The sequence below is a fragment of the Flavobacterium sp. T12S277 genome (assembly GCF_048514875.1).
Taxonomy (GTDB): Bacteria; Bacteroidota; Bacteroidia; order Flavobacteriales; family Flavobacteriaceae; genus Flavobacterium.
In genome coordinates, this window is record NZ_JBLYEG010000005.1 from 26,149 (window position 1) to 39,083 (window position 12,935).

General features: G+C 35.9%; 14 protein-coding genes. 6 read left to right on the forward strand and 8 right to left on the reverse strand.

From position 1 onward, the window contains the following. Positions 1–109: 109 nt before the first annotated feature. The 3 genes from rnc to ACN1CN_RS09340 form a co-directional block, all read right to left on the reverse strand. Positions 110–850 carry a ribonuclease III gene (gene rnc / locus ACN1CN_RS09330; protein ID WP_264525913.1) on the reverse strand — a complete coding sequence of 247 codons (741 nt, stop codon included), beginning with the start codon at positions 848–850 and terminating at the stop codon, positions 110–112. Positions 851–859: 9 nt separating this feature from the next. After that, a complete protein-coding gene (fabF, locus tag ACN1CN_RS09335; protein WP_264525914.1) occupies positions 860–2,113 on the reverse strand; it encodes a beta-ketoacyl-ACP synthase II in 1,254 nt (417 codons plus the stop codon). Between the two features lie 243 nt (positions 2,114–2,356). Further along, positions 2,357–2,593: an acyl carrier protein gene (locus ACN1CN_RS09340; protein WP_007137004.1), complete on the reverse strand. Its 237-nt coding sequence runs from the start codon at positions 2,591–2,593 to the stop codon at positions 2,357–2,359. A gap of 175 nt (positions 2,594–2,768) precedes the next feature. Here ACN1CN_RS09340 and purN point away from each other — a divergent pair, with 175 nt between their 5' ends. Further along, positions 2,769–3,332 carry a phosphoribosylglycinamide formyltransferase gene (gene purN / locus ACN1CN_RS09345; protein ID WP_291286447.1) on the forward strand — a complete coding sequence of 188 codons (564 nt, stop codon included), beginning with the start codon at positions 2,769–2,771 and terminating at the stop codon, positions 3,330–3,332. 141 nt (positions 3,333–3,473) lie between these two features. After that, positions 3,474–3,950, forward strand: a complete 477-nt coding sequence (rnhA, locus tag ACN1CN_RS09350) for a ribonuclease HI (protein WP_055097607.1) — start codon at positions 3,474–3,476, stop codon at positions 3,948–3,950. A gap of 68 nt (positions 3,951–4,018) precedes the next feature. Here rnhA and ACN1CN_RS09355 read toward each other — a convergent pair whose 3' ends face one another. Next, positions 4,019–4,366 carry a DUF6249 domain-containing protein gene (locus tag ACN1CN_RS09355; protein WP_264525916.1) on the reverse strand — a complete coding sequence of 116 codons (348 nt, stop codon included), beginning with the start codon at positions 4,364–4,366 and terminating at the stop codon, positions 4,019–4,021. 308 nt (positions 4,367–4,674) lie between these two features. On the opposite strand from ACN1CN_RS09355, the gene ACN1CN_RS09360 reads away from it, so the two are divergent. The 4 genes from ACN1CN_RS09360 to ACN1CN_RS09375 all read left to right on the forward strand — a co-directional run bounded on the left by ACN1CN_RS09360 (position 4,675) and on the right by ACN1CN_RS09375 (position 8,786). Beyond that, positions 4,675–5,262 carry an RNA polymerase sigma factor gene (locus ACN1CN_RS09360; RefSeq protein ID WP_419135449.1) on the forward strand — a complete coding sequence of 196 codons (588 nt, stop codon included), beginning with the start codon at positions 4,675–4,677 and terminating at the stop codon, positions 5,260–5,262. Continuing rightward, positions 5,246–5,641, forward strand: a complete 396-nt coding sequence (locus tag ACN1CN_RS09365) for a hypothetical protein (protein WP_419135450.1) — start codon at positions 5,246–5,248, stop codon at positions 5,639–5,641. The genes ACN1CN_RS09360 and ACN1CN_RS09365 overlap by 17 nt, the downstream gene beginning before the upstream one ends. 240 nt (positions 5,642–5,881) lie before the next feature. Then, a complete protein-coding gene (locus ACN1CN_RS09370; protein ID WP_419135451.1) occupies positions 5,882–6,805 on the forward strand; it encodes a PfkB family carbohydrate kinase in 924 nt (307 codons plus the stop codon). Positions 6,806–6,887: 82 nt separating this feature from the next. Beyond that, positions 6,888–8,786 (forward strand): amidophosphoribosyltransferase, encoded by a 1,899-nt coding sequence (locus ACN1CN_RS09375; RefSeq protein ID WP_419135452.1) that lies wholly within the window; start codon positions 6,888–6,890, stop codon positions 8,784–8,786. 555 nt (positions 8,787–9,341) lie between these two features. Here ACN1CN_RS09375 and ACN1CN_RS09380 read toward each other — a convergent pair. From ACN1CN_RS09380 to ACN1CN_RS09395, 4 genes are all read right to left on the reverse strand, one after another. Continuing rightward, positions 9,342–9,950, reverse strand: a complete 609-nt coding sequence (locus ACN1CN_RS09380) for a superoxide dismutase (RefSeq protein ID WP_291286451.1) — start codon at positions 9,948–9,950, stop codon at positions 9,342–9,344. Between the two features lie 138 nt (positions 9,951–10,088). Continuing rightward, positions 10,089–10,715, reverse strand: a complete 627-nt coding sequence (pth, locus tag ACN1CN_RS09385) for an aminoacyl-tRNA hydrolase (protein WP_264525921.1) — start codon at positions 10,713–10,715, stop codon at positions 10,089–10,091. Positions 10,716–11,152: 437 nt separating this feature from the next. After that, positions 11,153–11,764, reverse strand: a complete 612-nt coding sequence (locus ACN1CN_RS09390; RefSeq protein ID WP_264525922.1) for a 50S ribosomal protein L25/general stress protein Ctc — start codon at positions 11,762–11,764, stop codon at positions 11,153–11,155. Between the two features lie 123 nt (positions 11,765–11,887). Then, the gene (locus ACN1CN_RS09395) at positions 11,888–12,829 is read right to left on the reverse strand and encodes a ribose-phosphate pyrophosphokinase (protein ID WP_264525923.1); all 942 of its coding nucleotides are present in this window, start codon (positions 12,827–12,829) and stop codon (positions 11,888–11,890) included. Between the last annotated feature and the right edge of the window lie 106 nt (positions 12,830–12,935).

Here is a 12,935-nt window from a genome sequence, read left to right on the forward strand (position 1 = left end):
GTGTAAATATACTATTTCTAACGGAGCATCGATAGTTAAGAAGTGTATGTTTTTGTTAAATTATAAACGAAAACGTTATAGCTTTAAGATAGTTACAAGTGTTTTGTAGCTATTTCTTGTCTATTTTTTCCTGAAATGCAAAATATGCCCTTTGTGAAGCTTTTTCTTCTGCTTTCTTTTTTGAAGTTGCGCGTGCTCTTGCGACTACTTTATCGTCTATACTTAATTTGACACCAAACAAGCGTTGGCCATCAATGCCGTTATCTTCAAAAATGTCATAGTGAAAGATTCTTTTTTCTTTCTGACACCATTCGATAACCAAACTTTTATAGCTAATTACTTTTCCCTCAAGTCGTGCAATATCGACGTAAGGTGTAATTACTCTTTTTTGAATAAATCGTTCGCAAAACGAATAACCTTTATCGAGGTAAATGGCTCCAATAAGGGATTCGAAAATATTACCATGAATATTTTCGCCGAAATGCTGGATCGGAACTTTGCTTTCTACAAAGCGAACCAGGTTCAGATCTTTACCCAATTCATTCAAATGTTCGCGACTTACGATTTTCGAACGCATTTTGGTCAGATAACCTTCATCGCCGTTGGGTGCTTTATTAAACAAATGTGCAGCAATTACGGCACTTAACATAGCGTCTCCTAAAAATTCCAATCGCTCGTAATTGATCGGATGTCCTGACTCGTCCAGTTTATTTGAAGAGCGATGTGTAAAAGCTTTCTTATAAAAATCGATAGAGGCAGGCTGAAAACCAAGTATTTTCTGAATAGTGTCAAAAAAAATCCCGTCTTCTAGAGAACGGGATTTTGAAAATATTTTTTTGATAATATTCATATGCAGAAATTAGTCCACTAATTTTTTAAACAATACGCAAGCATTGTGTCCACCAAAACCAAAAGTGTTACTCATCGCAACATTTACTTCTCTCTTTTGAGGTTTGTTTAAGGTAAGATTCAATGAAGGATCAATGTTCTCATCTACTACAGTATGATTAATCGTTGGAGGCACAATTCCGTGCTGCATTGCTAAAATAGAAGCAATTGCTTCAATAGCTCCGGCTGCACCTAATAAGTGACCTGTCATTGATTTTGTAGAGTTGATATTGATTGTTTTTGCATGATCTCCAAAAACAGCACTGATTGCTTTTAATTCAGCCACATCTCCTAATGGAGTAGAAGTTCCGTGTGTGTTGATATGATCAACATCTTCAGGAGTCATTCCGGCATCTCTAAGCGTGTTTTTCATTACCGCAATAACGCCAATTCCTTCCGGATGTGGTGCTGTTAAGTGGTAAGCATCAGACGACATTCCGCCACCGCCAATTTCACAGTAAATTTTTGCGCCTCTGGCTTTAGCATGTTCGTAATCTTCAAGTACTAATGCTCCGGCTCCTTCACCTAAAACAAAACCGTCTCTGGTTCCGTCAAAAGGTCTTGAAGCTGTTTCAGGGCTTTCGTTTCTTGTTGATAAGGCGTGCATAGAGTTAAAACCTCCCATACCGGCAATGGTAATGGCAGCTTCTGAACCACCGGATACAATAACATCACACATTCCTAAACGAATGTAGTTGAAAGCATCAATTAATGCATTTGCAGAAGATGCACATGCAGAAACAGTAGTATAATTTGGTCCCATATATCCGTTACGCATCGAAATGTGTGCAGGTGCTATATCGGCAATCATTTTAGGGATAAAAAACGGATTGAATTTTGGGGTTCCGTCTCCTTTTGCATAATAAATTACTTCTTCCTGGAAAGTTTCCAGACCTCCGATTCCTGCTCCCCAGATAACACCTACTCTTTGTTTGTCGATATTATCATTAGTAAGTCCGGCATCTTTAATAGCTTCATCACTGGCAGCAACCGCATATTGAGCAAATTTATCTAATCTACGAGATTCTTTACGATCCATAAAATCTTCAATATTGAAGTTTTTTACTTCACAGGCAAATTTCGTTTTATGCTTTTCTGTATCATAATATGTGATAGGAGCGGCTCCGCTAACTCCATTCACAAGTGCATTCCAATATTCCTGGATATTATTCCCGATAGGAGTAAGTGCACCTAATCCTGTTACAACAACTCGCCTTAATGCCATAAATATGTATTTTGTACTTTAAACAAATAAAACCCACGCTTTCTTAACTGTATTGTTTACTTAAGAGCCATGGGCATTACAATATAAATATATCTTTTTGATTGAAAATCAATCGAAATTTAAATTTGAAAAAAAATAATAACACCCGACTCTTAAAAAAATCAAATTTCAAAAATCAAATTCCAAATTTTGGAATTTTGAATTTCAAAAATTGGGGCTTTTTAGAAATCGGGTGCAGTATTATTATTTTTTAGCTTCTTCGATATAAGAAATAGCTTGACCAACAGTAGCAATGTTTTCTGCTTGATCGTCTGGAATTTGAATATCAAATTCTTTTTCGAATTCCATAATAAGCTCAACAGTGTCTAATGAGTCAGCTCCTAAATCATTAGTGAAGCTTGCTTCTGTTACAACTTCGTTTTCGTCAACACCTAATTTGTCTACGATAATCGCTTTTACTCTTGATGCAATGTCTGACATAATCTTTAATTTTAGAATTTAATTTGTTGGCAAAAATAAAAAACTTTATTTTAAAACAACGATTTAGTTTATAAATGTAACACTAATTTATAAAATTAATTTCAAGAAAGACTTTTTAAAGCTATTTATTTTCGATTTTTATTCCGTTTTTTGCAGTCTAAAAATAAATTGGATTATGAAAAAAATTGTTGTTTTTGCCTCAGGATCAGGAACTAATGCTGAAAACATTATAAAATATTTTGCAAGGACCAAATTTGCGAACGTCGTTTCGGTTTTTACAAATAACGCTTCGGCAAAAGTTATTGAAAGAGCAAAAAATCATCAAATTCCAGTCGAAATCTTCTCAAAAAACGAACTTTTAGAAAGAAATGTTTTACAAAAAATACAGGAAATAGGTCCGGATCTGATAGTTCTTGCAGGTTTCTTATTGAAATTTCCAGAACATATAATAGAACAATATCCCGATAAAATAATAAACATACATCCTGCGCTTTTGCCTCATTATGGAGGTAAAGGAATGTATGGCATGCACATACATAAAGCTGTAGTGGACAATAAAGAAAAAGAAACCGGAATCTCTATTCATTTTGTAAATGAGAATTATGATGAAGGTGGTATCATCTTTCAGAAAAGTGTAGCCTTAACCGAACAGGACACCCCGGAAACAGTGGCCGAAAAGATTCATGAACTGGAACAAAAGTATTTTCCGGAAATCATTTCGAGATTGTTAGAAGCTTAGACTCTTTAGAATTTTAGATTTCTTTTTAAGGTTTACTAAAATCAAAGAAATCGAACAATCCAATAGTCTAACAATCTAATAATCTAAGGAGTCTAAGGAGTCTAAGGAGTCTAAGGAGTCTAAGAAGTCTAAAAAGAAAGAATGAATCACGAAGTACATATATATACGGATGGCGCTGCAAAAGGAAATCCCGGAAACGGTGGGTATGGAGTAGTGATGGAATTGGTAGGAACTCCACATAAGAAAGAATTTTATGAGGGTTTTCGTCTTACAACCAATAATAGAATGGAGCTTTTGGCTGTAATTGTCGGGCTCGAAAAACTGAAAAAGCCAAATATGAAAGTTTTGGTCGTATCAGATTCAAAATATGTTATTGACTCTGTTGTAAAAAAATGGGTTTTTGGCTGGGAGAAAAAAAACTATACCGGTAAGAAGAATCCGGATTTATGGAAACGTTTTCTGATTATCTACCGAAAACATCAGGTCGATTTTAAATGGATTAAAGGCCATAACAATCACCCTCAGAACGAACGCTGCGATGAACTGGCAGTTATGGCATCGATGCAAAAGAATCTTTCTGTCGATGTTTACTACGAAACCATCGGTTCAAAGTCATAAAAAAATAACGCGTCGGAAACAATGGTTTCGACGCGTTATTACTTTTGTTAAAGTACTGCTTACTATTTTTACTCTTTGTCTAAGTCTTTTGCTTTGCTGAATCCGGCAAGTAAACCAACTCCTGCCATAATAAAAATAATAGACGGGTATACTGCTGAATCTGACAGTGAAGTATAAGTTGTAATCAGTAAGGCAACAAAAATTCCAACCCCGCTTCCTATTAACAAAAAGGCCAGGTTTAAAACCAAAACCTTCCAGGTGGGAACACCTTTTCCAGTTCCTTTTAAAAAGATACTGGCGTCAACGCCTTTTTCGATAAGTGCTAAACGCTCTCTGTTTCTGGTTGAGTAAATAAGATAAATGATCCCGAAGATCATTAGAAACAGGCTGATTGGTACTAAAATTTCTGGTCCCATAATTTTTATTGTTTAATTGATTGATACTCCATAGGACGATACCTTTTAATTTTAGGTTACAACTTTAGGTGAAAAAATTCAAAAAATAAAATCCAAATTCCAAAACTTGTTGATTATGAGTTAATTTTGGATATCGAAACCTTAACAAAGCGCTAATATATTCAATAATCAGATTTTAGAACCTGAAACCTGAAACCTGAAACCTGAAACCTGAAACTTGGAATTTGGATTTTGAGATTTGGAATTTATTTTGAAAGAAATTTCAAAATTCCTGTAACCTGCAACAACAAACTATCGTCCTATATAATATGAGTACAATACCGGATCAACATTATATCGATAAAATTCTGCAGGGCGAGACCAATGCGTTTGCCGTGCTGGTAGATCGTTATAAAAATATGATCTTTACTCTGGCGCTTCAAATGGTTAAAAACAGGGAAGAGGCGGAAGAAGTTTCTCAGGATACTTTTATCAAAATTTATAGTTCGCTGAGTAAATTTAAGGGAGATTCAAAATTTTCAACCTGGGCTTACAAAGTAGCTTATAATACTTGTTTGGACCGTTTGAAGAAAAATAAAAAAGAAGATCTTAATATTTCGATAGATGAGTTTTCGGCACATTTGATTAAGACGATGGACAATGCTTTGAGTGCTTTGGAGGATAAAGAACGAAAGCAGGCGATTCAGAACTGTTTAAACCTGTTGCCAAGAGAAGAAAATGTTCTGTTAACTTTATTTTATTTTGAAGATCAGAATTTAGAAGAAATTGGAAAAGTTATGGGAATTACAGCCAACAATGTCAAGGTGAAATTATTTAGAAGCCGACAAAAACTAGCCGTAATTTTGAAAAAACAATTAGAACCAGAAATAGTACAGTGTTATGAAAGAGAGCGATAAAAACTTAGAAAATCTTATTGATAAAATGATGAGCGAAATCCCTTTGGATGCGCCGTCAATTGATTTTACCTCAAAAGTAATGGCTCAGGTTTTGGTGGCTGAACAGAGCAAGGTTAAAATTTACAAACCTTTAATTTCTAAATTTACCTGGTTTGTGATTGGTTTTGGTTTGGCGGCTTTGGCTGTTTATGCTTCGTTTTTTAACGGAAGCAATGCTACTGTAGAAACAGGAAGCACTTATGCAGATAAAATTTCGGCACTGTTTTCAGGCATCCATTTTTCTGAAAATGTTTTGTATGCGATTTTAGTGGTTCCTTTTATGATGCTCATTCAGCTTGGGGTTTTGAAGAATTATTTTGATAAAAAATATCAATTATAGATCCTGTCTTTGGGGAGTTATTCTGCAAAAGCTTTTAAAGTATTTTATAAAAATAAATCTTGCGATTTAAATCCGGAAAACCTATTTTAATCTTTTAAAAGGATTAAATATAAAGTTCTCATTTACAATGGTTTTATCCCTAAAAACGACCTTGTTTTTTTATGAAAATTTTGAGAACCTAAACCGTTGCAATATTGTAACTTATGAAGTATCTTTGCACCCTAATTCGAAATTCATAAAATGAATAAATTATTGATTGTTGGAACGGTTGCTTTCGACGCGATTGAAACTCCTTTCGGAAAAACAGATAAAATATTAGGTGGTGCTGCGACTTACATTGGTTTATCAGCATCTTTTTTCAACCTGCAATCGGCTATTGTTTCTGTAGTTGGAGACGATTTCCCTCAAGAGCATTTGGATTTATTGACTTCAAAAAATATTGATATCTCAGGTATCGAAATTGTAAAAGGCGGAAAAACCTTTTTCTGGAGCGGTTTGTATCACAACGATCTAAATTCAAGAGACACTTTAGTAACAGAACTTAATGTTTTGGCTGATTTTCAACCAAAAGTTCCACAAAACTATAAAGATGCTGATGTGGTAATGTTAGGAAACTTACATCCGTTAGTACAAAGCAGTGTTTTGGATCAGTTAGAGAAAAAACCAAAATTAGTAGTTTTAGATACAATGAACTTCTGGATGGATTGTGCGTTACCTGAATTACTGGACGTTATCAAACGTGTAGATGTAATCACAATCAACGACGAAGAAGTAAGACAGCTTTCAGGAGAATATTCATTAGTAAAAGCTGCGGCTAAAATCCAGGAATTGGGACCAAAATATGTGGTGATCAAAAAAGGAGAGCACGGTGCGCTTTTATTCCACAACAGAGAAGTATTCTTTGCTCCGGCATTGCCATTGGAAGATGTTTTTGATCCAACAGGAGCAGGAGACACTTTTGCGGGTGGTTTCTCAGGATTCATTGCGCAAAGCGAAAACATTTCGTTTGGCAATATGAAAAATGCGATTATCTACGGTTCAAATTTAGCTTCATTTTGTGTAGAGAAATTCGGAACAGAAAGGATGGAAACCTTAAGCAAAGCTGAAGTGGCGATTCGATTACAACAGTTTAAGTCGTTAACTCAGTTTGACATAGAAATATAATGCCCAAAAGCCTCGAATAATAGCGGGGCTTTTTTATTACGTTAATACACACAACTTACAACAACACAAAATACAAAACACAATGAGCGACGCTTTAAAACACGAATGTGGTATAGCTTTGGTTAGACTTCTTAAACCGCTTGAATATTACAAAGAAAAATACGGAACAGCTTTTTACGGAATACAGAAAATGTATCTGATGATGGAAAAGCAGCACAACCGTGGACAAGACGGAGCTGGTTTTGCAAGCATCAAATTAGATGTAGCTCCCGGTGAACGTTATATCAGCAGAGTTCGTTCCAATCATTCACAACCCATTCAGGATGTTTTTAAGCAAATCAATGAGCGTATTAATGAAGAGATGAGTTCTCATCCGGAATATGCAGATGATGTTGCCAAACAAAAAGCAAACATACCTTATATAGGAGAGTTATTTCTGGGACACGTTCGTTACGGAACTTTTGGAAAAAACAGTATCGAAAGCGTACACCCGTTCCTGCGTCAAAGCAACTGGATGCACCGCAATCTGATTTTAGCAGGTAACTTTAACATGACCAATGTTAAGGAGCTTTTTGAAAACTTAGTGGAATTGGGTCAGCATCCAAAAGAAATGGCTGACACGGTTACCGTTATGGAAAAAATTGGTCATTTCTTAGACAAAGAAGTGATGCAGCTTTATCAGGATTGCAAACTTGAAGGGTATTCTAAGAGAGAGGCTTCTCCTGTAATTGCAGACCGATTGGATATTGCAAAAATTTTGGCCCGTTCGGCTAAAAACTTAGACGGAGGATACGCAATGGCCGGATTATTAGGTCATGGTGATGCTTTTGTTTTTAGAGATCCTGCCGGAATTCGCCCAGCGTATTATTATCAGGATGATGAAGTGGTAGTTGTGGCTTCTGAAAGACCGGTTATTCAAACTGTATTTAATGTGCCTTTTGAAAGTGTGCAGGAAATCGAACCGGGAAATGCTTTGATCATCAAAAAAAGCGGAAAAGTTTCTATGAACCAAATCCTGGAGCCAACGGTTAAAAAAGCATGTTCTTTTGAAAGGATTTATTTCTCAAGAGGAAGTGACGCCGAAATTTATCAGGAACGTAAGAACTTAGGGAAATTAATTTTACCTGCTGTTCTTGAATCGATTGACAGTGATACAGATAATACGGTTTTCTCTTATATTCCAAATACAGCCGAAACCTCCTTTTATGGTTTGGTTGAAGCGGCTCAGGACTTTTTAAACCAGAGAAAGAACAACTATATTTTAGCCAACAGGAATACGCTTACGGCTGAAACCTTACAGGAATTGTTGGCTGTAAAGATTCGTACAGAGAAAGTGGCGATTAAAGATGCTAAACTTAGAACCTTTATTACCGAAGACAGCAGCCGTGATGATTTGGTGGCACACGTTTACGATGTTACTTACGGAGTAATCAAGCCAACGGATAATCTGGTTATTATAGATGATAGTATCGTTCGTGGTACTACTTTAAAGATGAGTATTATAAAGATGATGGATCGTTTAAAACCTAAGCGTATCGTAATCGTTTCATCGGCACCACAAATTCGTTATCTTGACTGTTACGGAATTGATATGGCGAAGCTGGAAGGTCTCGTGGCTTTTAGAGCAGCTTTGGCTTTATTGAAAGAAAGAAATTTATATCATATTGTCGACGAAGTTTATACCAAGTGTAAAGCTCAGGAAAATTATATAGACAGCGACGTTGTAAACTACGTTACTGCGATTTACGATCAGTTTACTCCTGAGGAAATTTCAGATAAGATTGCTGAAATGTTGAGTTCACCTGAAATTAATGCAGAAGTAAAAATCATTTTCCAAAAAGTAGAAGATTTGCATACTGCCTGTCCGAAAAATCTTGGAGACTGGTATTTTACCGGAGATTATCCAACACCAGGCGGAAACCGTGTTGTGAACAGGGCTTTCATGAATTTCTACGAAGGAAAAGACGCCAGAGCGTATTAATAAAATACTAACAAAAGGTTAATTTGTGCATTTCATCGGTTTTTTTTACCGTTCATCTTATTTGTTTGGTGAAAATGAAAAGCTACAATACTTTTGAAATACCATAACATTAGTAGGTTAAGTTTATGGTAGATTTGGGGCAAAAAGGGTGGAAGTAATTCCACCTTTTTTATTGGAATAAAGTCAACTATTTCTAAAGTAAGATTTTACGTCACTTCATCGGATATATTTGCTTTTCGTCTAGAAAGTTTTTTTCATTAAAATAGCTGCCATACATTTACAGAACCATAACATTAGTAGGTTAAGTTTATGGTAGATTTGGGGCAAAAAAGGTGGAAGTGATTCCGCCTTTTTTATTGGAATAAAGTCTGGATTTAAAGAGAAGTAAGATTGTATAATAAAGAAGATAGAATAAAGAGGTTGTTGAAAAGTCACAAAAATATAAAGCCAAAAAAAAGACGAATAACTGTTAAGCTATCCGTCTTTTTTTATAATCTTTACTCTGTAGTTTATAGTCTTTGTTCTATCTTCTTTATTCTACAGACTGAAGTCTTCTTACTTGTCTAAAGCATATCTTCTTGCAACTTCAGTCCAGTTAATTACATTAAAGAAAGCTTCAATATAATCAGGTCTTCTGTTTTGGTAGTGTAAGTAGTAAGCGTGCTCCCAAACATCCATTCCTAAAATAGGAGTTCCACCACAGCCTACTTCCGGCATTAATGGATTGTCTTGATTTGGAGTTCCGCAAACGTCTAACTTTCCACCTTTTTGTACGCATAACCAAGCCCATCCAGAACCGAATTGTGTAGCACCAGCTTTAGCAAATTTTGCTTTAAATTCTTCAAAAGTTCCAAAAGAAGCTTCAATAGCAGCTAATAAATCACCTGTTGGTAATCCGCCACCGTTTGGAGCCATTACAGTCCAGAATAAATTGTGGTTGTAAAAACCTCCACCATTGTTACGAACTGCTGCGTTTGATTTATCTAGATTGATTAAGATGTTTTCGATTGTTTTTCCTTCCAAATCTGTACCGGCGATAGCTGCATTTAGATTTGTTGTGTAAGCATTATGATGTTTTGAATGGTGAATTTCCATTGTGCGGGCATCAATATGTGGTTCTAATGCATCATATGCATAAGGTAATTGAGGTAATTCAAAAGCCATGATATTATGATTTTATGATTTATAATTATTTATTCCAAATTTAGACATTTAACTTTGGAATAGAAAATACTATTTCGTTATTATTCCATTTAATTAATTGATGGTTTGTTTTTTGGAAGGATAACGAATTGGAAATCTTTACTTTCCGTTGAAAGTCGTCATGGTGTTTTCAAGACCGGCCGTTCCAAAAGATTTAATAATCTCCGAAGCGACTTCCAGACGTTCTGGTAATTTTGCTTTTTCTTCTTCGTCCCAGTCTCCCAAAACGTAATCTACCTGTTGCCCTTTTTTAAACTGATCGCTGATGCCAAATCTAAAGCGGGTGTATTGTTGTGTGTTTAAAACTAAATTGATGTTTTTAAGTCCGTTGTGTCCTCCGTCGCTGCCTTTTGGTTTGATTCGAATCGTTCCGAAAGAAAGGTTTAAATCGTCGGTGATTACCAGAATGTTCTCCAGTGGGATATTTTCTTTATCCATCCAATACTTCACGGCCTTACCGCTTAAGTTCATATAGGTGTTTGGTTTGAGCAGAAAAAAGCTTCTTCCTTTGAATTTGTATTCGGCCAAAGCACCCAATTTTACAGTCTCGAATGAAAGACCTTCTTTTTTGGCTAAAAAATCAAGTACTTTAAAGCCTATGTTGTGTCGTGTGTTTACGTATTCGGCGCCAATATTGCCCAATCCGACGATTAAATATTTTTTCATATGATCAGTGTTCTCTTCTTTTGGTGTTGATGAAAACAGTTTTGTTATCCATTTTATCATGACGCAAAAATAAACTTAATTGGGGAATGTGCCAATGGGTTAATTGGATAATTTGTAAATGTGTCAATTAGATAATGAGATAATTGGATTGTTGGATTTATTGAGGGGGTTTATGAAAACATGATTTTCTGCTGTCAGGCTGAGCGAAGTCGAACCTCGGCAGCAGGAAGCCTTAGAGCTTCAGTATCTCAGAACCTCTAAAACAAAAAACAAGCTTCGACTTCGCTCAGCTTGACAAATAGTAAGGGTGTCAGGCCTAGCGGAACCGAAGCGCGTGTCAAGCTGAGCGAAGTCGAAGCTGTCCTGTAGTAAAAAAAAACTTGGAACCTCAGGATCTTAGAGCCTCAGTACCTTAGCGCCTCAGTACCTCAGAACTTCTAAAGCAAAAAAAAGCACCAACCTTTCGATTGATGCTTTGTATTTTGAATTGAAAAAAATTATTTTTTCTTTCCTTTTGCAGGAGCTTTTGCAGCTTTTGCAGCTTCTTGAGCAGCTTTCATAGCAGCACGAGAAATTCTTACCTGAGCAACAACAGTGTTGTCTGGGTGCATAACTTTGTATTCAGGAGCACCAACTTTAGTAACGTATAATTTGTTACCCATTTCAAGTGGAGTGATGTCTGCCTCAACAAAATCAGGAAGATTTTTAGGTAAAGCTTTAACTTTTAATTTACGTTGGTTCAAACGTAAAACACCTCCCGCAAGAACACCTTTAGATGTACCAACGATTTTCACAGGAACTTCCATAGTGATTTCTTTGTCATCAAACAATTGGAAGAAGTCAATGTGTAAAATTCTGTCAGTAACAGGGTGAACCTGGATATCTTGCAAAATTGCATTGAATGATTTTCCTTTTCCAAGTTCAATCACAACTGTGTGTGCATTTGGAGTGTAAACCAAGTTTTTGAACGCTGCAGCGTCTGCTGAGAAGTGTACTGCCTGATTTCCTCCGTATAACACGCAAGGAACCGCTCCAGCATTACGTAAGGCTTTAGTTGACACTTTGCCCACGCTTTCTCTTTCTGATCCTTTAATTGTAATCGATTTCATTGTAAAAAAAATATAGTTATTAAATAAATATTCTAAATCTGTTGTAAGCTTTAGGCAATAAGCTTTAGGCTTTTTTGTAATCGTGAAATAGCTTATGGCTTAAAGCCTAAAGCGTATAGCTTCTTACATTATGAATTTTCCACTAATGGAATTGTTGTGGTGCACCATGTGCATAACTTCTGCAAAAAGAGGTGCACAACTCACCACTCTGATTTTCTTTGATTCTTTCTTTAATGGAATAGAATCAGTAACAATTAACTCACTTAATTTAGAGTTTTCAATTTTTTCGTAGGCATCACCCGATAAAATAGCGTGTGTACAAATAGCTCTAACGCTTAATGCTCCTTTTTCGATCATTAAATCTGCGGCTTTTGCTAATGTTCCGCCTGTATCGATCATGTCGTCTACTAATATTACGTTACGGCCTTTTACTTCACCAATTAGTTCCATAGTGTCGATAACGTTGGCTGCTTTTCTTTGTTTGTAACAGATTACTACATCTGATTCCAGGAACTTAGAGTAAGCATATGCTCTTTTTGAACCTCCCATATCCGGAGATGCAATAGTCAGATTGTCTAATTTTAAACTTTCTACGTATGGTAAAAAGATCGTAGAAGCAAATAAATGATCTACTGGTTTTTCGAAAAACCCCTGAATTTGATCTGCGTGCAAATCCATTGTCATTACTCTTGTTGCTCCGGCAGCATCTAATAAATTAGCTACTAATTTTGCTCCAATCGGAACTCTTGGTTTATCCTTTCTGTCTTGTCTTGCCCAACCAAAATAAGGCATGACAGCTGTAATGTGTCTTGCTGATGCACGTTTTGCTGCATCAATCATGAGTAACAATTCCATCAAATTATCGGCAGTTGGAAAAGTTGAACACACGATAAAAACACGTAATCCTCTAATTGATTCTTCGTAAGATGGCTGAAATTCTCCATCACTATACTTCGACATCGTTACTTTGCCCAACGGAATTCCGTATTGTTCCGCAATTTTTTCTGCAAGATAGACACTTTGTGAACAAGCAAAAATTTTAGCTTCTGGTTCTAGGTGCGACATTTAATTTGTTGTTTTGTAGTTAGTTGTGTGTGCTTCGTTTTAACGAGGTGCAAATTTAGAAAATTTATTGGACACTGAAAGGAAAAAATTAAGTATTTTTATTAGA